Origin of the sequence: Kitasatospora setae KM-6054 (assembly GCF_000269985.1) — a bacterium.
In the GTDB taxonomy this organism is placed as follows: domain Bacteria; phylum Actinomycetota; class Actinomycetes; order Streptomycetales; family Streptomycetaceae; genus Kitasatospora; species Kitasatospora setae.
This window is the reverse complement of record NC_016109.1, coordinates 4,710,838-4,735,604: the sequence shown is the minus strand read 5'-3', so window position 1 is coordinate 4,735,604 and position 24,767 is coordinate 4,710,838. Positions and strand designations below refer to the sequence as shown.

At 73.9% G+C, this 24,767-nt stretch carries 23 protein-coding genes; 12 read left to right on the top strand and 11 right to left on the bottom strand.

Annotated features, from left to right (window positions below):
• The first annotated feature begins 19 nt into the window (after positions 1-19).
• The 5 genes from KSE_RS21050 to KSE_RS21030 all read left to right on the top strand — a co-directional run bounded on the left by KSE_RS21050 (position 20) and on the right by KSE_RS21030 (position 4,895).
• Complete coding sequence (locus tag KSE_RS21050) at positions 20-493, top strand: carboxymuconolactone decarboxylase family protein (protein ID WP_014137357.1); 474 nt, start codon at positions 20-22, stop codon at positions 491-493.
• Positions 494-546: 53 nt separating this feature from the next.
• Positions 547-1,164, top strand: a complete 618-nt coding sequence (locus tag KSE_RS21045) for an SDR family oxidoreductase (protein ID WP_014137356.1) — start codon at positions 547-549, stop codon at positions 1,162-1,164.
• A 54-nt stretch (positions 1,165-1,218) separates the two neighbouring features.
• Entirely contained in the window at positions 1,219-1,686 is a 468-nt protein-coding gene (locus KSE_RS21040) for an SRPBCC family protein (RefSeq protein WP_014137355.1), read from the top strand.
• 63 nt (positions 1,687-1,749) lie between these two features.
• Complete coding sequence (locus KSE_RS21035; RefSeq protein ID WP_014137354.1) at positions 1,750-2,496, top strand: HAD family hydrolase; 747 nt, start codon at positions 1,750-1,752, stop codon at positions 2,494-2,496.
• Positions 2,493-4,895, top strand: a complete 2,403-nt coding sequence (locus KSE_RS21030) for a glycoside hydrolase family 65 protein (RefSeq protein WP_014137353.1) — start codon at positions 2,493-2,495, stop codon at positions 4,893-4,895. Before KSE_RS21035 ends, KSE_RS21030 begins: the two co-directional genes overlap by 4 nt.
• A 67-nt stretch (positions 4,896-4,962) precedes the next feature.
• Here the strand turns inward: KSE_RS21030 and KSE_RS42930 are convergent, their stop codons facing one another.
• On the bottom strand, positions 4,963-5,460 hold the full coding sequence (locus KSE_RS42930) for a hypothetical protein (protein WP_014137352.1): 498 nt from the start codon (positions 5,458-5,460) through the stop codon (positions 4,963-4,965).
• 251 nt (positions 5,461-5,711) lie between these two features.
• Here KSE_RS42930 and KSE_RS21020 point away from each other — a divergent pair, with 251 nt between their 5' ends.
• Entirely contained in the window at positions 5,712-6,893 is a 1,182-nt protein-coding gene (locus tag KSE_RS21020; RefSeq protein WP_014137351.1) for a S53 family peptidase, read from the top strand.
• A gap of 100 nt (positions 6,894-6,993) precedes the next feature.
• On the opposite strand, the gene KSE_RS21015 is transcribed toward KSE_RS21020, so the two are convergent.
• Complete coding sequence (locus tag KSE_RS21015) at positions 6,994-7,539, bottom strand: GNAT family N-acetyltransferase (RefSeq protein WP_014137350.1); 546 nt, start codon at positions 7,537-7,539, stop codon at positions 6,994-6,996.
• Between the two features lie 80 nt (positions 7,540-7,619).
• Positions 7,620-7,799 (bottom strand): hypothetical protein, encoded by a 180-nt coding sequence (locus tag KSE_RS21010; RefSeq protein ID WP_014137349.1) that lies wholly within the window; start codon positions 7,797-7,799, stop codon positions 7,620-7,622.
• 239 nt (positions 7,800-8,038) lie between these two features.
• Here KSE_RS21010 and KSE_RS21005 point away from each other — a divergent pair, with 239 nt between their 5' ends.
• Both KSE_RS21005 and KSE_RS38675 read left to right on the top strand, forming a co-directional pair.
• Complete coding sequence (locus KSE_RS21005) at positions 8,039-8,551, top strand: SigE family RNA polymerase sigma factor (protein ID WP_014137348.1); 513 nt, start codon at positions 8,039-8,041, stop codon at positions 8,549-8,551.
• A 29-nt stretch (positions 8,552-8,580) separates the two neighbouring features.
• Entirely contained in the window at positions 8,581-9,945 is a 1,365-nt protein-coding gene (locus KSE_RS38675; protein WP_014137347.1) for an LCP family protein, read from the top strand.
• An 18-nt stretch (positions 9,946-9,963) separates the two neighbouring features.
• On the opposite strand, the gene KSE_RS20995 is transcribed toward KSE_RS38675, so the two are convergent.
• Positions 9,964-11,640: a serine/threonine-protein kinase gene (locus KSE_RS20995; protein ID WP_014137346.1), complete on the bottom strand. Its 1,677-nt coding sequence runs from the start codon at positions 11,638-11,640 to the stop codon at positions 9,964-9,966.
• A gap of 137 nt (positions 11,641-11,777) precedes the next feature.
• A complete protein-coding gene (locus KSE_RS20990) occupies positions 11,778-12,656 on the bottom strand; it encodes a phosphotransferase enzyme family protein (protein ID WP_014137345.1) in 879 nt (292 codons plus the stop codon).
• Positions 12,657-13,005: 349 nt separating this feature from the next.
• Between KSE_RS20990 and KSE_RS46385 the strand changes: the two genes are divergently transcribed.
• Positions 13,006-14,715: a carbohydrate binding domain-containing protein gene (locus tag KSE_RS46385; protein ID WP_033258860.1), complete on the top strand. Its 1,710-nt coding sequence runs from the start codon at positions 13,006-13,008 to the stop codon at positions 14,713-14,715.
• Between the two features lie 65 nt (positions 14,716-14,780).
• Here KSE_RS46385 and KSE_RS20980 read toward each other — a convergent pair whose 3' ends face one another.
• The 5 genes from KSE_RS20980 to KSE_RS20960 all read right to left on the bottom strand — a co-directional run bounded on the left by KSE_RS20980 (position 14,781) and on the right by KSE_RS20960 (position 20,923).
• Positions 14,781-16,256: an ATP-binding protein gene (locus KSE_RS20980; protein WP_014137343.1), complete on the bottom strand. Its 1,476-nt coding sequence runs from the start codon at positions 16,254-16,256 to the stop codon at positions 14,781-14,783.
• Between the two features lie 119 nt (positions 16,257-16,375).
• Positions 16,376-17,719: a GH1 family beta-glucosidase gene (locus KSE_RS20975; RefSeq protein ID WP_014137342.1), complete on the bottom strand. Its 1,344-nt coding sequence runs from the start codon at positions 17,717-17,719 to the stop codon at positions 16,376-16,378.
• Positions 17,720-17,776: 57 nt separating this feature from the next.
• Positions 17,777-18,619, bottom strand: coding sequence for a carbohydrate ABC transporter permease (locus KSE_RS20970; RefSeq protein WP_014137341.1), 843 nt, complete (start codon positions 18,617-18,619; stop codon positions 17,777-17,779).
• Positions 18,616-19,596, bottom strand: coding sequence for a carbohydrate ABC transporter permease (locus KSE_RS20965; protein ID WP_014137340.1), 981 nt, complete (start codon positions 19,594-19,596; stop codon positions 18,616-18,618). Before KSE_RS20965 ends, KSE_RS20970 begins: the two co-directional genes overlap by 4 nt.
• Before the next feature lie 16 nt (positions 19,597-19,612).
• On the bottom strand, positions 19,613-20,923 hold the full coding sequence (locus KSE_RS20960; RefSeq protein WP_014137339.1) for an ABC transporter substrate-binding protein: 1,311 nt from the start codon (positions 20,921-20,923) through the stop codon (positions 19,613-19,615).
• A 143-nt stretch (positions 20,924-21,066) separates the two neighbouring features.
• On the opposite strand from KSE_RS20960, the gene KSE_RS20955 reads away from it, so the two are divergent.
• Positions 21,067-22,299, top strand: coding sequence for an ROK family transcriptional regulator (locus KSE_RS20955; protein WP_014137338.1), 1,233 nt, complete (start codon positions 21,067-21,069; stop codon positions 22,297-22,299).
• Between the two features lie 214 nt (positions 22,300-22,513).
• On the opposite strand, the gene KSE_RS20950 is transcribed toward KSE_RS20955, so the two are convergent.
• A complete protein-coding gene (locus tag KSE_RS20950) occupies positions 22,514-23,887 on the bottom strand; it encodes an acyltransferase family protein (RefSeq protein ID WP_014137337.1) in 1,374 nt (457 codons plus the stop codon).
• A 204-nt stretch (positions 23,888-24,091) separates the two neighbouring features.
• On the opposite strand from KSE_RS20950, the gene KSE_RS20945 reads away from it, so the two are divergent.
• Together KSE_RS20945 and KSE_RS20940 are read left to right on the top strand one after the other, a co-directional pair.
• Positions 24,092-24,328 carry a hypothetical protein gene (locus tag KSE_RS20945; protein WP_033258857.1) on the top strand — a complete coding sequence of 79 codons (237 nt, stop codon included), beginning with the start codon at positions 24,092-24,094 and terminating at the stop codon, positions 24,326-24,328.
• Positions 24,329-24,493: 165 nt separating this feature from the next.
• A complete protein-coding gene (locus KSE_RS20940; protein ID WP_033258856.1) occupies positions 24,494-24,718 on the top strand; it encodes a hypothetical protein in 225 nt (74 codons plus the stop codon).
• Positions 24,719-24,767 lie beyond the last annotated feature (49 nt).

Genomic DNA, 24,767 nt, shown 5'->3' with positions numbered 1-24,767 from the left:
CGCGCCTACGGTGGGCCGTATGACCGACGAATCCACCGTTCCCGCCCCCGCTCTCCGCATCTCGCTGCGCGAGCACGCCCCCGAGTTCTACCGCCCCCTGCTGGACGCCGCCCGGGCCGCGGCCGCCGGCCTGGCCGACCCGCTGCTCGCCGAGCTGGTCAACCTGCGGGCCTCGCAGATCAACGGCTGCGCGTACTGCCTGGACTCGCACGCGAGCGGTGCCCGCGCGCACGGCGAGCGCGAGCACCGCCTGGACACCCTCGCCGCCTGGCGGGAGACCCCGTACTTCACGGCCCGCGAGCGGGCCGCGCTGGCCCTCACCGAGTCGGTCACCCTGGTCGCCGGGACCCGCGTCCCGGACGGGGTGTTCGCGGAGGCCGCGAAGCACTTCCCGGAGGCCGAACTGGCCCACCTGATCGGCCTGATCAGCATGATCAACGCGCTCAACCGGGTCGGCGTGGCCAGCCGGCTGACGCCCGCGCCGAAGGGGTAGCGGGCCGCTCCCCGGCATGCCGGGGGGCGGCGGCGCGGGTAGCGTCGCGTTCCATGGACGTGGTGATCGCAGGCGGGCACGGCAAGATCGCGTTGCGGCTCTCGAAGCTGCTCTCCGGCCGGGGCGACGGTGTCGCCGGGCTGATCCGGAACCCGGCGCAGGCGGGGGACCTGCACGCGGTGGGGGCCAGGCCGGTGGTGTGCGACCTGGAGTCGGTGTCGGTGGAGGAGCTGGCCGGGCACCTGGCGGGCGCGGACGCGGTGGTGTTCGCGGCGGGGGCCGGGCCGGACAGCGGGGCGGCCCGGAAGGAGACGGTGGACCGGGCCGGGGCGGTGCTGCTGGCGGACGCGGCCGAGCGGGCCGGGGCGCGGCGGTACCTGCTGGTCTCCTCGATGGGGCTGGACAAGATCGGCGACCCGGAGGTCACGCCGGAGTTCGACGCGTACCTGAAGGCCAAGTGGGCCGCCGAGGAGGCGCTCAAGGACCGGCCGCTGGACTGGACGATCCTGCGCCCGGCGGCGCTCACCGACGAGCCGACCGACCGGCACGCGCACCTGGCGCCGCCGCCGAACCGGTTCGGGCAGGTCTCCCGGGACGAGGTGGCGCACACCCTGGTGCGGCTGCTGGACGACGCGGCGACGATCCACCAGACGCTGGAGCTGACGACCTGACCGCGGTTGCCCGGCGGACGGCCGGGCGCGATGGTGGGGGTTGAGGTGAGTGCGATGGCCGAGATCGCCCTGCAGTTGGACGTCGCGGCGCCCCGGGAGCGCCTGCTCGCGGCGCTGGACACCCGGGAGGGCCTGGCGTCCTGGTGGACCACCGGGCTGGAACGGGACGGCGAGGACCTGCTGTTCACGGTGCCGGACGGGCCGGAGCCGCTGCGGCTGCGCCGGGAGCGCGCGGACGTCGAGCGGGTGGCCTGGCGCAGCGTCGGAGTGTTCCCGCCGGCCTGGCAGGGGACGACGGTGACCTGGGACTTCTTCGACCACCCGGACGGCGCGCGGCAGTCGCTGCTGCTGCTGCGCCACCTCGGCTGGGCGGTGGACGCGGGCCCGGCGGTGCCGGTGGCGGCGGGCCGCTGGGCGGAGCTGGTGGTCCGGTTGAAGGACTACGCGCAGAGCGGCCGGGCGCAGCCGCTGTTCGTCCCCACCGGCCACCCGCACCCCGGGGTGCACGCGCAGGAGGAGTGACGGCGCGACGCGCCGGGCGGCGATGACCGGCATGGAGCGGCGCGTACGGGTGAGACTGGCTGCATGTTGGGACTTCCGGACCGCATCGAGGCCTTCCTGTTCGACCTGGACGGCGTGCTGACCCAGACCGCGAAGGTGCACGCCGCGGCCTGGAAGGACATGTTCGACGCCTTCCTGCGCGCCGAGGCGGCGCGCACCGGCACGGAGTTCGTGCCGTTCGACCCGGGCGGCGACTACGACCGGTACGTGGACGGGCGCCCCCGGCTGGACGGCACCCGGCAGTTCCTCGCCTCGCGCGGGATCGAACTGCCCGAGGGCACCCCGGAGGACCCGCCGGGCAGCCGGACCGTGCAGGGGCTGTCGAGCGCGAAGAACGACACCGTGCTGCGGCTGATCCGCGAGCAGGGCGTGCAGCCGTACCCGGGCTCGGTGGCGTACCTGCACCGGCTGCGCGAGCTCGGGCTGCCGCGCGCGGTGGTGTCGTCCAGCGCGAACTGCCGGGACGTGCTGCGGGCCGCCGGGATCGACGACCTGTTCGAGGTGGTGGTGGACGGGCTGGCGCTGGCCCGCGACCACCTGGCGGGCAAGCCCGCGCCGGACACCTTCCTGGCGGCGGCCCGGCAGTTGGGGACGGCCCCGGAGCGGGCGGCGGTGTTCGAGGACGCGCTGGCGGGCGTCGCGGCCGGGCGGGCGGGCGGTTTCGGCGCGGTGGTCGGCGTGAACCGCACCGGGCAGGCCGGCGCGCTGCGCGAGCACGGCGCGACGATCGTGGTGGACGACCTCGCGGAGCTGCTGGAGGAGCGCGGATGAGCCCGTCGGAGGCGTTCACCGTCGACCCGTGGGGAATCACCGAGCACGGCCTCGACCTGCCCGGGCAGGCCCGCGCCGAGTCGGTGTTCGCGCTGTCCAACGGGCACATCGGGCTGCGCGGCAACCTGGACGAGGGCGAGCCGCACGGCCTGCCCGGCACCTACCTGAACGGCGTGTTCGAACTGCGGCCGCTGCCGTACGCGGAGAGCGGCTACGGCTTCCCGGAGTCCGGGCAGAGCGTCATCAACGTCACCAACGGCAAGCTGATCCGGCTGCTCGTCGACGACGAGCCGTTCGACCTGCGCTACGGCGAACTCCGCAGCCACCGGCGGATGTTGGACTTCCGGGACGGCATCCTGCGGCGGGAGGCGGAGTGGACCTCGCCGGCCGGGCGGACGGTGCGGATCACCTCGTCCCGGCTGGTCTCGCTGACCCAGCGGGCGGTCTGCGCGATCGACTACACGGTGGAGGCCGTGGACGGGCCGGTGCGGATCGTGCTGCAGTCCGAGCTGGTCGCCAACGAGCAGCTGCCGGGCGGCGCGGGCGACGGCGACCCGCGGGCGGCGGCCGTGCTGGAGGCCCCGCTGGCCGCCGAGCTGCGGCACGCCGATGGGCTGAAGGGCGTGCTGGTGCACCGGACCCGGTTCTCCGGGCTGCGGGTGGCGGCCGGCATCGACCACGTGATCGACGGGCCGGAGCGGACCGACACCGCCGCCGAGTCCTCCGACGACCAGGCCCGGATCACCGCGACCACGGTGCTGCACCCCGGGCAGAAGCTGCGGCTGGTCAAGTACCTCGCCTACGGCTGGTCGGCGACCCGCTCGCTGCCCGCCGTCCGGGACCAGGTGGAGGCCGCGCTGACCGCCGCCCGGTACACCGGCTGGGACGGGCTGGTCGCCGAGCAGAAGGAGTTCCTGGGCCGGTTCTGGGGCGACAACGACATCGAGATCGAGGGCGACGTCGAACTCCAGCAGGCCGTCCGGTTCGCGCTGTTCCACGTCCTCCAGGCGGGCGCGCGCAGCGAGGAGCGGGCCATCCCGGCGAAGGGGCTGACCGGGCCCGGCTACGACGGGCACTCGTTCTGGGACACCGAGACCTTCGTGCTGCCGGTGCTCACCTACTGCCTGCCGGACGCGGTCAAGCAGGCGCTGCGCTGGCGGCACACCACGCTGCCGATGGCCCGCGAGCGGGCGGCCCAACTCGGCCTGGCGGGCGCGGTGTTCCCGTGGCGGACGATCCGCGGCGAGGAGTGCTCCGGCTACTGGCCGGCCGGCACCGCCGCGTTCCACATCGGCGCGGACATCGCGGCCGCCGCCGTCCGCTACGTCCGGGCCACCGGGGACACCGAGTTCGAACGCACCCACGGCCTGGAACTGCTGGTCGAGACCGCCCGGATGTGGCGCTCGCTCGGCCACCACGACGCCAAGGGCAACTTCCGGATCGAGGGCGTCACCGGCCCGGACGAGTACTCGGCGGTCGCCGACAACAACGTGTTCACCAACCTGATGGCGCAGTCGAACCTGTGGAACGCGGCTGACACCGCGCTGAAGTACCAGCACGAGTCGGGACTGCTCGGGGTCGACACCGAGGAGGCCGCGGCCTGGCGCGACGCCGCCGACAAGATGTTCGTCCCGTACGACGAACAGCTCGGCGTGCACCCGCAGGCCGACGGGTTCACCGACCACCAGATGTGGGACTTCGAGGCCACCCCGCCGGAGAAGTACCCGCTGCTGCTGCACTACCCGTACTTCGACCTGTACCGGAAGCAGGTCGTCAAGCAGGCCGACCTGGTGCTCGCCATGCAGGTCCGCGGCGACGTGTTCACCGCCGAGCAGAAGGCCCGCAACTTCGCCTACTACGAGCGGCTGACCGTCCGCGACTCCTCGCTCTCCGCCTGCACCCAGGCGGTGATCGCCGCCGAGGTCGGACAGCTCGACCTCGCCTACGACTACACCGCCGAAGCCGCCCTGATGGACCTGCACGACCTCGGCGGCAACACCCGCGACGGCCTGCACATGGCCTCGCTGGCGGGCGCCTGCATCGCGCTGGTCGCCGGGTTCGGCGGACTGCGCGACCACACCGAGCAACTGTCCTTCCGGCCCCGGCTGCCCGCCGGACTGCAACGGCTCTGCTTCTCGATGAGCGTGCGCGAACACCTGCTGCGGGTCGACATCACCCACGCCACCACCACCTACACGCTGCGGCGCGGCAGCGTGCTGCCCGTCCTGCACGACGACGAACCGCTGCGGATCGAGGCCGGGAAGTCGGTCAGCCGCCCCACCGCGAAGGTCGCCGACGCCGGCGAACGGCCCACCCAGCCGCCCGGGCGGGCCCCCGCCCGGCGGCACGGCCAGGCCGGGGTCAAGATCGGGTCGGTGGACCACCTGGCCGCCGAGTAGCCGCCGCCGGCCGCCGTGGGGTTGCCCTCCGGCGGCCGGGGATGTCGGTCGTGAAGCGGCCGTGGGGTCAGTGCTTGACCGGCGGGCAGGTGCCGGTGGTCTCGCCGATCGAGTTGATCTCGGCGTTCGGACGGCTGTCACCCGCGTAGTTCACCTGGTCGGTGCACTTCACGCCGGGCTTCTTGGGGGTGCCGGCGGCGGCCGCGGGGCCGGTCTGCGGGGCCGGGCAGGTGCCGGTGGTCTCGCCGATCGAGTTGATCTCGGCGTTCGGGCGGCTGTCGCCCGCGTAGTTCACCTGGTCGGTGCACTTCACGCCGGCGGTCGCCTTCACCGTGCCCGCCGACTTCGCGGGGGTCTTGGCGGCGCTCGCCGTCGGAGCGGCGGAGGCGGTCGGGGCGGGGGCGGGGGCGGTCGGGGCGGGGGCGGAGGCGGGGGCGGCCGGGGCGCTCGCGGTGGTGGACGCGCTGCTGCCGGAGGAGGCGGAGCCGCCGCCGTCACAGGCGGTGAGCGACAGGCAGGCCGCCGCAGCGACGAGGGCGATCACCGAGAGCTTCCGAACGCGCATGGTGTTCTTCTTCCGAGTCGGGCGTCCGGCTCGCGGTGAGCGGGTCCGCCGGGGGCAAAGGCGCTGCTCCCGGGGATGAGGTTCTCTCAACTTCCGCCCGGATTCCGCCTCCAGGGCGTCCCGGTTCCGTCACAGAACCGGCCCTCCGCCGACCCGGCCGGGTGTCTTCCGAGCGGGTGACCGTGCGCATACCGATCTGACGGACAGTCAATATTCCTTTCATCCAAGCGAATACCGAACGGAGGCCACCGTTGCACCGTCCCCTCGCGCTCACCGCCGCCCTGCTCACCACCTCCGCCCTCACCACCGCGACCCTCACCAGCGCCCACCCGGCCCAGGCCGGCCCGCGCTGGGTGCACACCTGCACCGCGCCCGCCCGCGCCGACACCGCCTCCTGCGACGCGCTGCGCGTCGTCGGCGCGGCCGCCGCCGCCGACAGCGACGGCTACGGGCCCGCCGAGCTGCGCGCCGCGTACGGGCTGCCCGCCGACGGCGGGGCGGGCGCCGTCATCGCGGTCGTCGACGCGTACGACCACCCGCGCGCCGAAGCCGACCTCGACGTCTACCGCAAGCACTACGGGCTGCCCGCCTGCACCGCCGACAGCGGCTGCTTCCGCAAGACCGACCAGCGCGGCGGCACCCGGCTCCCCCGCGGCAACACCGCCTGGGCCGGGGAGATCGCCCTCGACCTCGCCATGGTCTCGGCGGTCGCGCCGCGCGCCCGGATCGTCCTGGTCGAGGCCGACAGCGCCGCCGTCGGCAACCTCGGCGCCGCCGTCAACACCGCCGTCGCGCTCGGCGCCCAGTACGTGTCGATCAGCTGGGGCACCGCCGAGAACGGCAACGCCGCGAACTACGACAGCCGCTACTTCGACCACCCCGGCACGCTGATCGCCGCCGCGTCCGGCGACGGCGGGTACGGCGTCAACTTCCCGGCCTCCTCGCCGCACGTGCTCGCCGTCGGCGGCACCACCCTGCGACCCGACGGCTCGGCCCGCGGCTGGGCCGAGACCGCCTGGGCGACCAGCCCGACCGAGGGCACCGCGAGCGGCTGCTCCGGCCAACTCCCCAAGCCCGCCTGGCAGACCGACCCCGGCTGCGACCACCGCACCGTCGCCGACGTGGCCGCCGTCGCCGACCCCGAGACCGGCGTCGCCGTCTACCAGAGCTACGGCGGCAACGGCTGGTACACCTACGGCGGCACCTCCGCGGCGGCCCCGCTGGTCGCCGCCGCGGCCGCCCTGGCCGGGCCGGTGCCGGCCGGCAGCCGGCCCGAGTCCTTCCCGTACCGGCACCCGGACGCCCTGCACGACGTCACCTCCGGCACGACCGCGACGGACTGCGCCCCCGCGTACCTGTGCGCGGCGGGGGCCGGGTACGACGGGCCGACCGGGCTGGGCAGCCCGGCCGGCGTGGCGGCGTTCCGGCCGTAGGGGCGGGGGCGGGGAAGGCCGGAGAAGGTCAGGGGCACGGGGAGGACCGCTGCGCGGGCAGCGGTCCTCCCCGCGCCCCTGAACAGCGCGGCCGGACCGGTCAGATGTCCTCCTGCCACTCGGTGGACAGGACGCCCATCTGGACCTGGTCGTGCCAGCCGCCGGCCCGGAAGACCGCCTCGCGGCGGCGGCCCTCCTCGGTGAAGCCGGCCCGGCGGTAGGCGGCGAGGGCCCGGGTGTTGTAGCCGTTGACGGTCAGTTCGATGCGGTGCAGGCCGAGCTCGGCGAAGGCGTAGCGGATGGTGGTGCGCAGCACGTCGGTGCCCAGGCCGCGGTCCTGGTGGGGCGGGCCGATGATGATCGCGAGGGTGGCGCAGCGGTCCTTGGGGGTGGCGCCGTAGAGGGTGACGTGGCCGGCCAGGTCGCCGGTGTCGAGGGTCTCGACGGAGAGGCCGAGGTCGGTGCCGGTGTTCTGGCTCCAGGCCCGGAACATGTCGGCGAGGCGGTCCTCGGGCTGGGGGTGGACCGGGCCGGTGAGCTGTTGGATGGCGAGGCCGGGTTCGCGCCACCAGCTGGTGAGTTGCGGGAGGTCGGCTTCGCGGAGCTCTCGGAGCCGGACGAGTCTGCCGCTGAGCGGGTCGGTCATGCGGGGCGGTTCCTGTTCGTGGGAGTGCGTGCGATTGGCGTGCGGTAGGCGTGCGGTAGGTAGGCGGTCGGCGTGGCCGGTCAGGCGGGTGGGGCGGCCTGCGGGCCGCCGTACGGGCCGCCGGGGCGCGGGAGTCCGGTGGGGAGGACGCCGACCGCGCCGAGGACCCGGGCGCGGTCGGGACGGGAGCGGAACGACAGCGTGCGGACGGGGTGCTCGCCGCGGTGGCGGTGGTCGGGCGATCCGTCGGGCAGGGCCATGGGATGACTCCAGTACGGGGTACGAACAGGCGGTGCCGTCCCATCCTTCCAGCGGGCGGGGGCCCGCGGACCGTCCGCAACCGGACAGTGATACTCCCCTCGCGGACGTCTCCGGCGGTCCTTCGGACCGAACCGGACGGCAATGCGGACCGGCTTGAAACATCCCGGGCTCCCGCACCGTCATAGGACGGATCAGGCGAGGGGAGAGGGACGTGGGCACTGCTCGACGGCAGGCCGCCATGGAGGAGGAGTTCGTCGCGTTCGCGACGGCCCGGTCCGGGCAGCTCTACCGCTCGGCGTACTTCCTCACCGGCGGGGACACCCACCTGTCGGAGGACCTGGTGCAGGAGACGCTGGGACAGATGTACGCGCACTGGCACCGGCTGCACCGGCCGAGCTGGGCCGGGCGGATCGACAACCCGGCCGGCTACGCGCAGACCGTGCTGGTCCGGGCCTACCTCTCGCACCAGCGGCGGCGCAGCAGCGGCGAACGGCCCAGCCAGGCCCTGCCGGAGGTCGCCGAGGACGGGCCGGACTCGGCGCTGCGGCTGGCCCTGGTCGAGGCGCTGTCCCAACTCCCGCCCCGGGACCGGGCGGTGGTGGTGCTGCGGTACTGGGAGGACCGCAGCGTGGAGGAGACCGCGGCGATCGTGAAGGACAGCTCGGCGGCCGTCCGGACCAGGTGCTCGCGGGCCCTGGCCAAGCTGCGCGGACTGCTCGGCGGGGACCTGGCGGAACTGGTGGCGCGATGAACCCGGGACGGGAAGGACGGAGTGGCGGCATGAACGGCGACGGCGGCGGGGTCGAGGTCGGCAGGGGCGACGGGGAGGAGGAGTTCGAGGTGCGGCTGGGGGCGGCCTTCGGGCTGACGGGACCGGGCCCGGGGCCGGAGGTGACGGCCCGGCTGGTCGACGGCGGGCTGGCCGCCGGACGGCGGCGCAAGCGGGCCAGGCGGCGCACCGTGCTGCTGGCGGGGGCGCTGACCGCGGTGGTCGCGGCCGGCGCCGGGCTGCTGACCGTGCCGCGCGAGCTGCCCGGGCAGCGCACCGACGTGGTGCGGGCCGCGCACGCCGGCCCGTCCGCCGACCCGGTGCCCGCGCCGCTCACCGACGGGGTGACGATCCTGCTGGTCGGCGTCGACACCGCCGCCGACCCGCAGGGGAGCCCGGCACCGGACGACCTGCTCCGCGGCGACCTGCACCTCGGCACGGACGGCCGGACGGACCTGCTGCTGGCCCGCACCGACACCATCATGCTGGTGCACGTCCCGGCGGGCGGCGGCGAGGTGCGGCAGCTCGCGGTGCCCCGGGACCTCCTCGTCCCGGACGACCGGGGCCGCGAAGTGATGATCAACCAGCTCTACGCGAACGCCGAGCAGGCCGAGGTACAGCGGCTGGGCGGCCCGGGCCTGGCCGACCCGGACGTGCGGAGGCGGGCCCAGAGCGCCGGGCGGCTGGCCCTGTTCAAGGGCGTCGAGGCGCTCACCGGCGTCCGGATCGACCACTACGCGGAGATCTCCACGCTCGGCTTCTACCGGGCCGCCCAGGCGCTCGGCGAGATCCCGGTCTGCCTGAACCGCGCCGTGTACGACACCTACAGCGGGGCCCACCTGCCCGCCGGCCGGCAGGACCTCGGCCCGGCCCAGGCGCTCGCCTTCGTCCGCCAGCGGCACGGTGTCGGCGACGGCTCCGACCTGAACCGCACCCGGCGCGCCCAGGCACTGCTGGCCGGTGTGCTGGCGAAGCTGCGCGGCGGCGGGGTGCTGGCCGACCCGACGAAGCTCACCGCGCTGTACGACGGGCTGCGCGACCAACTGGTGCTGGACGAGGGCTGGAACCCGGTCGACTTCACCCGCCAGGTCCCGGCGCTGGCCGCCGGGCAGGGCAGCTTCACCACCCTGCCGGTGTACTACTCCGGGGAGCGGCTGCGGGCGGCCGGGTCGCCGGACACCTTCCGGCGGCTGCTGGCCGGCGAGCGGGGGGCCGCCGTGCCGGCGACCGCGACGGGGGTTCCGGCGGCGGGCGCTTCGACGGCGGCGGGGGCTTCGACGACGGCGGGGCCTTCGGCGACCGGGGCGGAGCCCGCCGCGGCCTCCCCCGTGGTCATGCCGCCGCTGGAGCTGGGCGGGGTGCCCTGCGTGGACTGAGCGGCCCGGCCGCCGCCGTCACGGCGTGACCCGGTGCAGCACCACCCCGCTGCCCTCCGCACCGCCGGTCGCGCCGTAGCGCAGCGTGCCGTCCGGCTGGAGGTCGAGCTGGCGCTCGCCGGTGCCGCACTGCAGGCCGCGCGCACTGAGCAGCTCCGAGGTGAAGTTGAGCCGGGTCTCGGCGGACTTCACCAGGGTCCAGGTGGCCCGGCACTCGCCGGACTTGCTCTTCAGCCAGCCCGAGCCGCCGTCCCGCTCGCCGATCGCGCCCCGGTTCACCACCACCTCCAGCGTGGACGCCTTGTCGCTGCCCGCGCCGTCGCCGCGCCACATGCCGACGAACGCCTCGGGCACGACGTTCTCGGTGCTGGGGCCGTCGGACGGCTCCTCCGACGGGTCGTCGGACGGGTCGTCGGACGCGCTGCCGGAGGCGCTGCCGGACGGCTCGGGGGTCGACTGCTCGGGGGCGGGCCCGGGCGCGCCGGTGGCGGCGGCGCTGCCCGAGCCGCCCGAGCCGCCCGAGTTGTCGGCCAGTCGCGCCACGCCGTAGCCGCCGAGTCCGGCGAGGAGCAGCGCCGCCGCGGTGAGCAGCGCGATCCGGCGGCCCCGGCCGGGGCGCTTCGGCGGCGGGCCGAAGGCGGCGGGGTCGAAGGCGGCGGGGTCGGCCGGGCCGAAGCCGGCCTGGGTGGCCTGGGCGGCGAGCGGCTGCGCGGGCGGGAGCGGTGGCTGCACGGGCGGGTGGACCGGCGCGGACGGCGGCGCGGACGGCGCTGCGGACGGCGGGTGGCCGTCGGTCTCCAGGTCGAGCAGGCGGACGGCGGTGCGGCCCACCGCGGCGGCGAGGTCGGCGGGGAGCCAGTTGCTGCGGCCGAGCCGGCCGGCCGCGTCGTGGTCGGGGTCGAGGCGGTCGCGCAGCTGCCCGGGGGTGGGCCGGGCGGCGGGGTTCTTCGCCATGCAGGCGAGGATCACGGTGCGCAGCGGGTAGTCGAGCGCGGCCAGGTCGGGCTGCTCGTGCAGGACGCGGTAGAGCAGGACGGCGCCGCTGACGCCGTCGCCGAACGGCGGGCGGCCGGTGGCGGCCAGCGCGAGCACGGCGCCGAGCGAGAACACGTCCGAGGCCGGTCCGGCGGGCTGTCCCTGGGCCTGCTCGGGCGACATGTAGCCGGGCGAGCCGACCACGTGCCCGGTCTGGGTCAGGCCGGAACTCTCGTCCAGCGCGCGGGCGATGCCGAAGTCGATCAGCCGCGGCCCGTCCAGGGTCAGCAGCACGTTGGACGGTTTGACGTCCCGGTGCACCAGGCCGAGGCCGTGGACGTGGGCGAGCGCCTCGGCGAGGCCGACGCCGAGCAGCCGGACGGTCGGCTCGGGCAGCGGGCCGTGCTCGCGGACGGCGTCGGTGAGCGACGGGCCGGCCACGAACCCGGTCGCCACCCAGGGGAGTTCGCCCTCGGTGTCGGCGTCCAGCACCGGCGCCGTCCAGGAGCCGCCGACCCGGCGGGCGGCCGCGACCTCCTGCCGGAACCGCTCGCGGAACTGCGCGTCCCGGGCCAGCGCGGGCTGGACCGCCTTGACCGCGACGGTGCGCCCGCCCGGGGTGCGGCCGAGGTAGACCGCGCCCATGCCGCCCGCGCCGAGCCGGCCGAGCAGCCGGTAGTCCCCGAGCTGGCGCGGGTCGCCGGGCTCCAGCGGCTGCATGTTCTCCCCCTCGGTCGGTCGCGGCGCCGGTGGCGCGCGCGGCTCTCGGGACCGAAGGTATCGGCTGGGCCGGGACCCCGTGCGGAACTCCCGATCACGGTTCGGACATGCCGCCGGCCGTCGGTCCGACGGCCGGGTCAGCCCAGCGGCGCCCAGCCCCAGGGCCGGGGGCCGTGCGCGCCGAACAGGCAGGCCAGCCGGTGCCGGGCCTGGGCGCGGTGGCGCGGGTCGGCACCGGCCTGCTGCCAGGCGTAGCAGGTGAGCCGCAGTTCGCGGATGTCGCGGAGCACCGGGTAGCCGGGCCACTCGGTGACGTCGGCGCCGTAGGCCGCGCAGAACGCGGCGTACGTCTCGGGCGGGACGGCGCCGAAGGTGTGGCGGCCGACGGCGGTGGTGGTGAGGTCCCACTCGACCGGGCCGAGTGCGGTGCGCTCGAAGTCCAGCAGGTGGGCGGCGGTGGCGGTGACGGCGAGGTTGCCGCTCCAGGCGTCGCCGTGCACGACGGTGGACTGCCGGGCGGGGAGCGCGAGTTCGTGCCAGGCGGTGCGCAGGTCGGCGAGCCGGGCGTGCAGCCGGCGGCGGTCCGGGGCGTCCAGCGGGGCGGCGTCGATCCGCTCGGGGAGCCGGACGAACGGGTCGAGCGGCCCCAACCCGCCCTCCGGCGGCGGGAGTCGGTGCAGGCGGCGCAGCGCGGTGGCCAACTCGACGGCGGTGCCCGGGCGGTGCGGCGGCAGCTCGTGCCAGAAGGTGACCGGGCGGCCGCGGACGGCGTGCGGCGCGGGCTGGCCGGCGAGCGGCCGGACGGCCGGCACCCGGTGCCCGCGCAGCCAGTGGGCTATCGCCAACTCCTTCGCGGCGGTGGCGAGTTGTCCGGGTCGGCCGATCCGGGCGACCACGCCGCCGGGCAGCCGCCACAGGGTGTTCTCGCCGGCCCGGATCAGCTGCGCGCCCGCGCTGGGGCGGCCGGCGGCGGCGCAGGCTTCGGCGAGCAGGGCGGCGGGGGTGAGGCAGTCCACGTCTCGGCCCGTTCCGTTCGGCGTCCGGGAGGTCGCCGGGGGGCGCCCGGCGTTCCCGGCCATTGTGCGCCGCCGCCGCGGCGGGCACGGAGGGCGTACGGGGGCACGGGAGCGGGCGGGGGCGGGCGGAAGGGGTCTGACGTGCGGGCGGGCGGCCGGGCGACCCTTCCCGCCAGTGCCGCCGACCCTCGTTATTGGTCCAGACCTATTGACGCCCCATCCACCCGCCCCTACGATCCGGCTGGGCACAACCCCCCACATGTCCCCACCTCACCCACAGCCGGGCATCGCGCCCCCACAGCGTTGGTCATGCCCATGGCCAGGTGTTCGGCGGGAAAGGGATCACGAGATGTTCCGTCGAAGGACGTACACGCCCGTGGAGCGCGCCGCGCAGGCGCGCCGGGTCAGCCACGCCGCCGCCTCCGGCCCGAGCGCCGCCAAGCGCACCCTCGCGGGTGTCAGCGCCGCGGCCGTGATCGGTGCCGGCCTCGCGGTGGCCGGCTCGGTCACCGCCTCGGCCGACGTCGCCAACCTGATCGCCAACGCCGGCTTCGAGAGCGGCCTCTCCAACTGGACCTGCACCAGCGGCTCCGGCGCGGCGGTCGTCAGCAGCCCGGTGCACGGCGGCACCGCCGCGCTCAAGGCCACCCCCAGCGGCCAGGACAGCGCGCAGTGCTCGCAGACCGTCAGCGTGCAGCCGAACTCGCAGTACACCCTGAGCGGCTTCGTCCAGGGCAGCTACGTCTACCTCGGCGCCACCGGCACCGGCGTGAACGCCTCCACCTGGGCCCCGGGCAACGCCTCGTACGGCCAGCTCAGCACCACCTTCTCCACCGGCGCGTCCACCACCTCGGTGACCGTCTTCGTGCACGGCTGGTACGGCCAGCCCGCGTTCTACGCGGACGACCTGGTGCTCAGCGGCCCCGGCGGCAGCAGCCCGTCGCCGTCCACCAGCGCGCCGACCTCGCAGCCGCCCACCTCGCAGCCCCCGACGTCGCAGCCGCCCACCTCGCAGCCGCCGACCTCCCAGCCCCCCACCTCGCAGCCGCCCACGTCGCAGCCGCCCACGTCGCAGCCGCCGACCAGCAACCCGCCCGGTGACGCCACCTGCGCGACCAAGCCCCGGCCGACCGGCAAGGTCCTGCAGGGCTACTGGGAGAACTGGGACGGCGCCTCCAACGGCGTGCACCCGGGCCTCGGCTGGACCCCGATCACCGACAGCCGGATCGGCCAGCACGGCTACAACGTGGTCACCACCGCCTTCCCGGTGATCCTCTCCGACGGCACCGCGCTCTGGCAGGACGGCATGGACACCGGCGTCAAGGTGCCCACCCCCGCCGAGATGTGCCAGGCCAAGGCCAACGGCGCGACCATCCTGATGTCGATCGGCGGCGCCGCCGCGGGCATCGACCTCAGCTCCAGCGCGGTCGCCGACAAGTTCGTCGCGACCCTGGTGCCGATCCTGAAGAAGTACAACTACGACGGCATCGACATCGACATCGAGACCGGCCTGTCCGGCAGCGGCAGCATCGGCACGCTGTCCGCCTCGCAGTCCAACCTGATCCGGATCATCGACGGCGTCCTCGCCCAGATGCCGGCCGGCTTCGGCCTCACCATGGCCCCCGAGACCGCGTACGTCACCGGCGGCAGCGTCACCTACGGCTCCATCTGGGGCTCGTACCTGCCGATCATCAAGAAGTACGTGGACAACGGCCAGCTCTGGTGGCTGAACATGCAGTACTACAACGGCTCGATGTACGGCTGCTCCGGCGACTCCTACTCGGCCGGCACCGTCCAGGGCTTCACCGCCCAGACCACCTGCCTCAACAACGGCCTGACCATCCAGGGCACCACCATCAAGGTCCCCTACGACAAGCAGGTCCCCGGCCTCCCGGCCCAGCCCGGCGCCGGCGGCGGCTACATGGCCCCCAGCCTGGTCTCCCAGGCCTACGGCTCCTTCAACGGCCAGCTCAAGGGCCTGATGACCTGGTCGCTGAACTGGGACGGCTCGAAGGGCTGGACCTTCGGCGACAACGTCAAGGCCCTCCAGGGCCGCTGACCCCGCGCTGAACACCACGGCAGGGCCCCGGGAGCATCCCATGCTCCCGGGGCCCTGCCCCGTTCTCACCGCCAGGCGTCGACCAGCCGGTCCGGCCCCCACACCAGGTCGACCTCCCCCGCGCCGACGTCCGGGGCGGCCCCGGACAGCGAGGCCGCCACCAGACCGGTGCGGTCCGGGTCGAAGCCCGGGACCTGGGGAGCGGCCCGGACGAGGGCCGCCAGGTCGTGGCGGTCGAAGGGGGACAGCAACCACTTGGTGGAGCCCACGAAGTGGACCCGCCGGGCGACCGGGGCACGGTCGGCACCGACCAGGTCGAGCTCCGGGTCGAACTGCCGGTTCCACCAGCCGCCGACCGCCTCGACCCCTTCCCAGGGCAGGGCGCCGTCCGCGGCGGCCAGTTCGAGGGACTGCCGGACCAGCGGCTCGACGGCCCGGCCCCGCCAGGCCGTCCACCGGCGCTCCACCACCCGGAAGGCCGCCTCCGGCCGGCCTCGTCGGACCTGCTCCTGCGCGCTGCGCAGGACCGCCAGGTAGCAGCGGAGGTTGCTGTCCGCGACGCGGTACAGGACCGGCTTCCCCGGACGGGTGGAGACCGGCTCGTCCACGGCCAGGACGTGTTTCTCCTCGACCAGCCGCCGGAGCAGGGGCGACAGCGAGCCCGAGGCCAGCGCGCCCTCGCGACCGCCCGCCGTCCCGGCGATGTTGGCGTGCGTCCGGTCCCCGCCCCCGACCGCCTCCAGCACGCGGCGGGCCTGGTCCGGTGCCGGGAACTCGGCCAGCAGGGAGGACTCGGGCACGGAGAAGAGCGGGGAGGCCGGGTCCGCGCACTCCTGCCGAAGGAAGGACAGCGCGGGCGTGGCGTGCGGCCAGGCCCGCAGGACGCCCGGCAGCCCGCCCGAGAGCAGGTGCGCGTCGACCGCGTCGGCAGCGGCCAAGCCGAGGGCGTCGCCGGTCTCGGCGGGATTCAGCGGACCCAGGACCAGGTTGTCGGCGCGGCCGTAGAAGGGGCGGTCGTAGGCGGTGAGGCGCTCCATCATGTGCAGGTCGCTGCCGAGCAGGAGCAGCAGGACCGGCCGTTTCGCCAGCAGCCGGTCCCACGCCGTCTGCAGGGCCCCGTCGAAGAGGCCGTCCTGCTCGGCGAGCCAGGGCAGTTCGTCGATCACGACGACCGACGGCCGGTCGGGCAGGGCGGCCGCCAGCACCCGGAACGCGTCCGGCCAGCTTCCGGGGCGCACGGCGGACACCAGGTCCGGGTCCCGTGGGAGCGCGGAGTCCCGCAGGTCGGACAGGAACTCGGCCACGGCCTCCACCGGCGAGGCTCCCTTGGTGGCGGTGAAGAACAGGTAGGGGACCGCCGCCCGGTCGCAGAACTCCTGGACCAGACGCGACTTGCCGACCTGGCGGCGGCCCCGGATCGCCAGCGCCGTGCCGCTCCCCGAACCGGTCACCCGCTCCAGGCGCTTGTGCAGGAGGGCGAGCTCCGTCCCGCGTCCCACGAATGAGGAGACCACGCCGACCCCGTTCCAGGTAGATTCCATCTACGTAGATTCAATCTACCCGCCTCCGCCCCGGGCGGCCCGCTTCCGCGCCGGAACGGCGCGGACCCCGGGAGCGCGGGTGCTTCCGGGGCCCTGCGGTGGTGCGGCGCGGTGCGGGGTCAGGCGCGGGCGCGGTGGGCGGCGATGAGCTGGGCGTAGCGTTCGCCGCTGGACTTGAGGGTGCGGACCTGGGTGTCGTAGTCGACGTGGATCAGGCCGAAGCGCTTGTCGTAGCCGTAGGCCCACTCGAAGTTGTCGAGCAGGGACCAGGCGAAGTAGCCGGCCAGCGGGGCGCCCTTGGCGACGGCGCGGGCGCAGGCGGCGAGGTGGGATTCGAGGTAGGCGGTGCGTTCGGGGTCGTCGACGCGGCCGTCGGCGGTGACGGTGTCCCGGTAGGCGGAGCCGTTCTCGGTGACGTAGATCTCGCGGACGCCGTACTCCTCGGTGAGGCGGAGCAGCAGTTCCTCGATGCCGGGGGCGTGCACCTCCCAGTCCATGGCGGTGCGCTCGGGGTTGGGGCCGGGGACCTGGCGGAAGTGCGGGGCCGGGCCGGTGGGGTCGTCGGCGACGATCTGGCGGAAGTAGTAGTTGAGGCCGATCCAGTCGAGCGGGGCCGAGATGAGTTCCAGGTCGCCGTCGCGGACCGGGAGTTCGACGCCGTACAGGTCGAGCATGTCCTGCGGGTAGCCGCGGCCGAGGACCGGGTCGAGCCACCAGCGGTTGATGTGGCCGTCGGCGCGCAGGGCGGCGGCGAGGTCGGCGTCGGAGCGCGAGGCGGGCTCGATGGTGGAGAGGTTGTTGACGATGCCGATCCGGGCGCCGGGGACGGCGGCGCGCAGGGCCTGGACGGCGAGGCCGTGGCCGAGGTGCAGGTGGTAGGAGGTGCGGACGGCGGCGGTCAGGTCGGTGACGCCGGGGGCCATGGTGCCCTCCAGGTGGCCGATCCAGGAGGAGCAGAGCGGCTCGTTGAGGGTGCACCAGTCGCGGACCCGGTCGCCGAGGCGCTCGGCGACCACGGCCGCGTACTCGGCGAAGCGCTCGGCGGTGGCGCGCTCGGGCCAGCCGCCGCGGTCCTGCTGGGCCTGCGGGAGGTCCCAGTGGTAGAGGGTGGGGAAGGGGGTGAGGCCGCGCTCCAGCATGCCGTCGACCAGCCGGTCGTAGAAGTCGAGGCCGGCCGCGTTGACCTTGCCGTCGGCGAGCGGGACGACCCGGGGCCAGGCGATCGAGAAGCGGTAGGCGTCGAGGCCGAGCGAGGCGGCCAGGTCGAGGTCCTGCGGCCAGCGGTGGTAGTGGTCGCAGGCCACGTCGCCGGTGTCGCCGCCCGCGACCTTGCCGGGGGTGTGCGAGAAGGTGTCCCAGATCGACGGCGCGCGGCCGTCGGTGCTCGCGGCGCCCTCGATCTGGTAGGCGGCGGTGGCGGCGCCCCAGCGGAAGTTGGCCGGCAGCGCGTCGAGGTGGTTCACGGGGTGGTCCTTTCGAGGGTGAGGGGGCGGGCGGCCTGACGGCTCGTCAGCGGTGCGTCACTTGACGGCACCGGCGGTCAGGCCGGCCACCAGGTAGCGCTGCAGCAGCAGGAATCCGGCGACCACGGGGAGGCTGACGACCAGCGAGGCGGCCATCACCTGGTTCCAGTAGACGTCGGTCTGCGTGGCGTACCCCTGGAGCCCGACGGCCAGCGTGCGGGTCTGGTCGTTGGTCATGACGGAGGCGAACAGCACCTCGCCCCAGGCGGTCATGAAGGCGTACACGGCGACCGCGATGATGCCGGGCAGGGCGGCCGGGACGATGATCTGCACCAGGGTGCGGATCGGCCCGCAGCCGTCGACGGCGGCGGCCTCGTCGAGGTCGCGCGGGATGGAGTCGAGGTACCCGGCCAGCATCCAGATCGAGAACGGCAGCGAGAAGGTCAGGTAGGTCAGGATCAGGCCGCTGCGGCTGCCGTAGAGGGCGATGCCGGTGGAGTTGCCGATGTTGACGAAGATCAGGAACAGCGGCAGCAGGAACAGGATGCCGGGGAACATCTGGGTGGACAGCACCGTGATGGTGAAGACCTTCTTGCCGCGGAACCGGTAGCGGCTCACCGCGTAGCCGGCCAGCAGCGCGATCAGCACCGACAGCGCGGTGGCCGAGCCGGCCACGATCAGCGAGTTGGTGAAGTACTTCGCCAGCGGGACGGTCTTCCAGATGTCGACGTACGGCCGGAAGGTCAGCTCGCTGGGGATCCAGCGCCACGGGCCCTGGACGTCGCGCAGCGGCTTGAGCGAGGAGCTGAGCATCACGGCGACCGGGGTCAGCGTGAAGACGGCCAGCACCAGCAGCACGACGCGGCGCAGCCAGCGGAAGGAGGCGGGCGGGTTGATCATTCTGCTTCCCCCCGGCGGCGGTTGGTGGCGAACAGGTAGACCGCGGTCACCAGCAGCAGGAACAGCAGCAGCAGGACGGACATCGCCGAGCCCTGGCCGAAGTTCCAGGTGATGAAGGAGGACTGGTAGATGTGGATCGAGATCAGGTCGGCGGCCTGCGGGGCGGACTTGCCGAACAGCACGAACGGCGTGTTGAAGTCGTTGAAGGTCCACAGGAAGAGGACCAGCACCAGCACCAGGTTGACCGGGCGCAGCGACGGCAGGGTGATCCGGCGGATCTGCTGCCAGACGCCGGCGCCGTCCAGCGCGGCGGCCTCGTAGAGCTCGCGCGGGATGTTCTGCAGGCCCGCGGTGAGGGTCAGGAAGGCGAACGGCCAGGACTTCCAGACCGAGACGGTCAGCAGCGCCCAGAAGCTGTTGTCGCCGATCAGCCAGAACGGCTTGTCGCTGGTCAGGTGCAGCTGGTCGTGCAGCACGTGGTTGATCAGGCCGGTGTCCCGCTGGAACATGAACGACCAGGTGATCACGGCCGCGAACACCGGCAGCGCGTACGGCAGCATGAACGCCGCCCGCAGCAGCCCGCGGCCGCGGAACGCGTCCTGGGTGAAGATCGAGGCGGTGACGCCGATCAGCCAGGACAGGCCCACCGAGAGCACGGTGAACGCGCAGGTCACCCAGAACGAGTGCAGCAGCGCCTTGCCGACGGGGGCGTTGAACTCCAGCGCCACCTCGAAGTTGTCGAAGCCGGACCACGGGGCGGCGGACCAGTCGCGGATGAAGAACTGGGTGAGCTGCTTGAACGCCATCACGATGCCGGTGACCATCGGCACCAGGTGGATCAGCAGTTCGGCCAGCAGGGCCGGGAGCAGCAGCAGGTAGGGCAGCGCGCCGCGCCCGAACTTCTCGCGGAGGCGCCGGCGGGCGGGGGCCGCCCCCTGCGGGGCGGCCTCCTGACCGGCGGTCGGTCGGTCGATCACTTTCTCGGGCACGTCGTCAGCTCGCGGGCATCTGCTGCTGGGCCTTGGACAGTTCGTCCTTGACCGTGGCCTCGGTGACCGGCTTGCCGGCGGCGGCGGACGCCAGCAGGTTCTTCACGGCGGTGCCGATCAGCGTCTCGAACTGGCTCTCCGAGGCGACCTGCGGGAGCGGCGCGGCGCTCTTGGCCAGGACGCCGGCCAGGGTCTGCAGCTCGGGGGTGGAGAACGCGGCGTCGGACTGCGCGGCCTTCACCGGCGGGAGCGAGCCGTAGGTGCCGTTGAGGGTCTTCTGCTCCTCGTCGCTGGTCATGAACTTCACGAAGTTCAGCGCGCCGTCGAGGTTCTTGGTGTTCTTGAAGACCGCCATGTTGATGCCCGCGACCATCGAGGTGGTGGCCTTGGCGCCGGTGGCGCCGGCCGGGGCCGGGACCGGGACGACGGCGTAGTCGTCCGGGTTCATGCCGTGCGACTTGAGGTTGGCGCCGGCCGACTGCCACATCAGCATCGCGGCCTTGCCGGTGGCGAAGTCGGTCACCGACTGGTTGGCGGCGTACTCGGCGTTGCCCGGGGCGGCGATCTTGTCGTTGGCGAGGAAGTCGACGTACTGCTTGACCGCGGCGACCGCCTCCGGGCTGTCGAAGGCCGGCTTGCCCGAGGCGTCGTAGAAGCCGGTGCCGTGCTGCATGCCGAGCGCGAAGACGTTGTGGACGTTCTCCGAGACGTTGCCGCCCTCGATCGCCAGGCCGTACTTGTCGCCCGAGGTGAGCTTCTTGCCGTCGGCGACCAGCTCCTCCCAGGTGGCCGGCGGGTTGGCGATGCCGGCCTGCTGGAACAGCTTCTTGTTGTAGTAGAGGCCGTACGCCATCGAGTACAGCGGGACGGCCGCCGGGTCCTTGCCCTTGGCGCCGGCCGAGGCGATGGTCGACTCCAGGAAGCGGTCCTTGCCGCCGATCTTGTCGAAGGCGGCCTGGTCGAACGGGAGCAGCGCGCCGGTGGCCTGGAGGGAGGCGGACCAGGTGTTGCCGATGTTCAGCACGTCCGGGCCCTGGCCGGACGCGGTGGCGGCGAGGATTCTGTTCAGCAGGTCGCTCCAGGGGATGACCTCGAGCTTGACCTTGATGCCGGTCTGCGCCTCGAACTTCTTCAGCTCGGGCTCCAGCACCTGCTTGTCGTTCTCCAGGCTGCTGCCCTGGTTGGAGGCCCAGTACGTGAGGGTCTTCGGGCTGGAGTTGCCGCCACCGCCGCTGTCGCCGCCGCCGCAGGCGGAGGCGGTCAGGACGATGGCGGCGGTCAGGGCGAGGGCGGCGGAGATCCGGTGGGTGCGCATGGGAGGAGCCCCTCTCGGGCTGTCGTCTCGTGGGGGTGAAGAAGCAGGCACGGCCGCTTACTTCACGCCGAGATTTAACGTCTGAGAAAAGTAGACGTCAAGAGGCGCGACGGCGTAGATTCTGCAACGAAGAAGGGAAACCGATGACACCCCGAGGCAAGCAGACCGTCCGTGACCTGCGGCGGAGCAGCAGATCGACGCTGCTGCGACACCTGTACTTCCACGGTCCGCTGAGCCGCCAGGAACTGGGCACCGCGACCGGGCTGAGCGCCGGGTCGGTCAGCAATGTGACGGGCGAGTTGCTCACCGACGGCCTGATCGAGGAGTGCGGGTCGGTCGACTCGGACGGCGGCCGCCCGCGCATCCTGCTCCGGGTCGCGCCCGGCCAGGCCCACCTGGTCGGCGTCGACATCGGCGAGACCCAGGTCCGGGTCACCCTGTTCGACCTCGCGCTCACCGAACTCGCCTCGGCCGACCAGCCGCTGCTCGCCGCGCACGACCCCGAGCGGGTGGTCCGGATGATCGCCGGCGGCCTCGACCAGGTGCTCGCCACGGCCGGCGTGCCCGCCGAGAGCGTGCTCGGCATCGGGATAGGAGTCCCCGGCATCGTCGAGCAGGGCACCGGCCCCGACGCCGGCGCCGGCACCGTCGTGCACGGCCAGACCTTCGGCTGGGACGCCGTCCCGTTCGGCCGGATGCTCCGCGCGCACACCCCGCTGCCGCTGCACGTCGACAACGGCGCCAAGACCCTCGGCCAGGCCGAGATGTGGTTCGGCGCCGGACGCGGCAGCCGGCACGCCGTGGTCGCCCTGTTCGGCTCCGGCGTCGGCGCCTGCGTGATCGCCGACGGCACCCGCTTCCGCGGCGCGACCAGCTCGGCCGGCGAGTGGGGCCACACCAAGGTGCACGTCGGCGGCCGCCCCTGCCGGTGCGGCTCGCGCGGCTGCCTGGAGGCCTACGTCGGCGCCGAGGCACTGGTCGAGCGCTGGGACGGCACCGTGGCCGGCACCAGCGAGAAGGCCGGCCTGGCGGCACTGCTGCGGGCCGCCGAGGAGGGGCGGCCCAGCGCCGTCGCCCTGCTCGACGAGGCCGCCGAACTGCTCGGCGCGTCCATCGCCGACCTGGTCAACCTGTTCAACCCCGAACGGATCGTCATCGGCGGCTGGGCCGGCCTGCTGCTCGGCCCCCGGCTGCTGCCCGCGATCGACGAGGCCGCGACCCGCTACGCGCTCTCCTACCCGCGCTCGCGCACCACCATCACGCTCTCCGACCTCGGCCCCGACGCGGTCACCCTGGGCGCCGCGACCCTGCCGCTGACGCACTTCCTGGACAGCGGCGGCGAGGTCCCCGACCACCTGGCGGCCGCCGCCGTCTGACCCGCCGCCACCGGGCCCCCGGCCCGCCCCGACCCCGTCCCGCCCGCGCCCCGTCCCGCTCAAGACCGGTGCGGGCGGGACGGTCCGCTCTCCGGCCCGGCTCTCCGGCCCGGCTTCGCGCCCCGGCTTTCCGCCCGACGAGCAGCAGTGCCCGGCCGCACGGAACCCGGCCGGGCACTGCTGTTCGTCGTTCGGGGCCCGTACGGCCCGGCGGTCAGCCCGCGGGCACCCCGGCCGGCACCGGCTCGGCACCGGGCGCCACCGGCTCGCGCGCGGGCGGCACAGCGGTCTCCCGCGGCCCGTCGCTGGGCGGGAAGCGCCGGTTCAGCGCGTCGGAGAGCCGGCGGCCCAGGCGCTGGAAGGGCATCTCGATCAGGTGGTACGCCAGGAACGAGAGCAGCAGCAGCGTGCCGAAGAAGGCCGCGGTCAGCAGGCCCCGGTCGGTCCAGGAGGTGAACGGCTTGCGGCCCTCCAGGGCCCACTCCATCACCCGGACCAGCGGGACGTGCAGCAGGTACACCGAGTAGCTGACGGTGCCCAGCCAGGTCAGCGCCCTGGGGAAGCGCCGGTGGCGCAGCGCCATGCCCGCCAGGAACAGCAGCCAGGCCGCCAGGTAGGCGAAGGAGAACGACTTCCAGGTCATCGTCCAGCTGCGCCACAGCGCCTCACCGCGGTCGTGCTCGTACCCGGCGAGCACGCCGGCCGCGATCACGAACCCGCAGCAGATCGCCGTCTTCAGGCCGTCCAGCTGGCCGTGCTCCCAGCGGTAGAGCACCGTGCCGGCGAACATCGTGCCGAAGATGATCAGCGTCTCGAAGCCTGCGGACCGGCTGTTGAGCAGCACCAGCACCAGCCCGAGCGAGCCGAGCAGCACGCCGCCCCAGCGGGCCAGGTCGGCCCGGCCGCTGAAGATGGCGACGAAGGCCGCGCCCAGCACGACCAGGCCGGCCAGGGTCACGTTGCGGGCCCCGACGTGGGTGCCGTGGGAGAGCGCGCCCAGCGGCAGCCAGGAGCCGAGCAGCATGGCCGCGCCGGAGAAGCCCATCGCGATCGGCGCGCTGCGGCGGTGCTTGTTCAGGACGAACAGCGCGGTCGCGAAGTAGTAGAAGACCATCTCGTAGCCGAGGGTCCACATCACGCCGATCACACCGGGCACGCCGGACAGCTCGTGCAGCATGGTGCCGTTGCCCGCGAGCATCAGCAGCGGGTGCTCGTACGTCCAGGCCGCCACGACGCCGTGGCGGCGCGGCAGCACCACCATGCTGAGCACCACGACGGCGATGACCACCGGGTAGATCCGGAAGAACCGGCCGATCCAGAACGACCGCACGTCGCCGCGCCGCTCCAGCGAGGCCGGGATGATGTAGCCGCTGACCAGGAAGAACAGCATCACGCCGAAGATGCCCGGGTCGATGTAGTTCGGCAGCTTGGTGGCGTGGAACCAGTAGAACGGCAGCCCGAAGTGGTACACCGCGACGGACAGCGCGGCTATGCCGCGCAGCACGTCGAGCCATCCCAGGCGGGGCGCCGCAGCCTTGGCAGCGGGCTTGCGGGGGCGCGGCCCGGAGGGGCCTCTGAGGAGTCTCACATGCGGGAGGGTAATCGAACGCGCGTCGGTCGGCGGCGGTCGGGGGGCGGACCCCGGATGAGGACGGTTTGTGCCACGGCATAAAACGACCACGCCGAATTCGTTCGGGCACCTAGTGGAGAGGCCCACTATGGAACCATGTACCTGGTTCATGCGCGCATTCGGATACCGGTCGGCGGCGGGGTTCCTCCGGGCTTCGCGGAAATGGTCCGCTCCCATGCCCGGGAGACGGACGCGCTGGAGCACGTGAGCGTCCACCCGGAGATTCCCGGCGAGGTCACCGTGGGCGTGTTCAGCCTGGCGCCCGACCTGGCCGGGGCCGAGTCGCGGTCCGCCGCACTACTGGGGCGGGTGGTGGCGGCGGAGCCGGAACTGGCCGGCTTCACCGTGCTGTCGGTGGGCGTGGCACCGGTCCCCGGGCCCTGGTGGGGCTTCGAGTGAGGTCGGCGTGGACGGCTTAGGTCAGTGCATGTTCCGTCCAGCCGTCGGCTGTTCCCTCCGGGGCGCGGAGGGCGCACAGTAGAGGAGTCGGCGGGGGCGAGCGGCCCGGCCGGGAGAAACCGGAGAATACTCCGGGAACAGCCCACTACTTTCGAGGAGAATTCCGTGCTGGTCACCCGCGTCTCCAAGTTCGCGATTTCCCTGGTGATTGCCGCAGCCGCACTGACCGTTTCCGCGGGCGCCGTGGAATTCTCCGGAAATCTCGCGGACGGCGCCGGGAGCGTGCAGATCGACACCGTTCCGACCCCGACCCCGACCCCGGCCCCGACCGCCACCGCCACCCCGCACCCGGGCGTCTCCCCGCAGGGCGACGTCACCTGGGGCGGCTGAACCGCACGGGGCGCAGCAGTCGCACGACCGGCACGAGACGCACGAGACG

What these genes read in the sequence shown, in the direction of transcription:
- KSE_RS21015 (WP_014137350.1), bottom strand. Translation starts at nt 7,539, where the DNA reads ATGACCGACCCGCTCAGCGGCAGACTCGTCCGGCTCCGAGAGCTCCGC.
- KSE_RS46385 (WP_033258860.1), top strand. Translation starts at nt 13,006, where the DNA reads ATGTTCCGTCGAAGGACGTACACGCCCGTGGAGCGCGCCGCGCAGGCG.
- KSE_RS21040 (WP_014137355.1), top strand. Translation starts at nt 1,219, where the DNA reads ATGGCCGAGATCGCCCTGCAGTTGGACGTCGCGGCGCCCCGGGAGCGC.
- KSE_RS20955 (WP_014137338.1), top strand. Translation starts at nt 21,067, where the DNA reads ATGACACCCCGAGGCAAGCAGACCGTCCGTGACCTGCGGCGGAGCAGC.
- KSE_RS21050 (WP_014137357.1), top strand. Translation starts at nt 20, where the DNA reads ATGACCGACGAATCCACCGTTCCCGCCCCCGCTCTCCGCATCTCGCTG.
- KSE_RS21030 (WP_014137353.1), top strand. Translation starts at nt 2,493, where the DNA reads ATGAGCCCGTCGGAGGCGTTCACCGTCGACCCGTGGGGAATCACCGAG.
- KSE_RS42930 (WP_014137352.1), bottom strand. Translation starts at nt 5,460, where the DNA reads ATGCGCGTTCGGAAGCTCTCGGTGATCGCCCTCGTCGCTGCGGCGGCC.
- KSE_RS20970 (WP_014137341.1), bottom strand. Translation starts at nt 18,619, where the DNA reads ATGATCAACCCGCCCGCCTCCTTCCGCTGGCTGCGCCGCGTCGTGCTG.
- KSE_RS21010 (WP_014137349.1), bottom strand. Translation starts at nt 7,799, where the DNA reads ATGGCCCTGCCCGACGGATCGCCCGACCACCGCCACCGCGGCGAGCAC.
- KSE_RS20995 (WP_014137346.1), bottom strand. Translation starts at nt 11,640, where the DNA reads ATGCAGCCGCTGGAGCCCGGCGACCCGCGCCAGCTCGGGGACTACCGG.
- KSE_RS38675 (WP_014137347.1), top strand. Translation starts at nt 8,581, where the DNA reads ATGAACGGCGACGGCGGCGGGGTCGAGGTCGGCAGGGGCGACGGGGAG.
- KSE_RS20980 (WP_014137343.1), bottom strand. Translation starts at nt 16,256, where the DNA reads ATGGAATCTACCTGGAACGGGGTCGGCGTGGTCTCCTCATTCGTGGGA.
- KSE_RS21035 (WP_014137354.1), top strand. Translation starts at nt 1,750, where the DNA reads ATGTTGGGACTTCCGGACCGCATCGAGGCCTTCCTGTTCGACCTGGAC.
- KSE_RS21045 (WP_014137356.1), top strand. Translation starts at nt 547, where the DNA reads ATGGACGTGGTGATCGCAGGCGGGCACGGCAAGATCGCGTTGCGGCTC.
- KSE_RS20960 (WP_014137339.1), bottom strand. Translation starts at nt 20,923, where the DNA reads ATGCGCACCCACCGGATCTCCGCCGCCCTCGCCCTGACCGCCGCCATC.
- KSE_RS20945 (WP_033258857.1), top strand. Translation starts at nt 24,092, where the DNA reads ATGGTCCGCTCCCATGCCCGGGAGACGGACGCGCTGGAGCACGTGAGC.
- KSE_RS21005 (WP_014137348.1), top strand. Translation starts at nt 8,039, where the DNA reads ATGGAGGAGGAGTTCGTCGCGTTCGCGACGGCCCGGTCCGGGCAGCTC.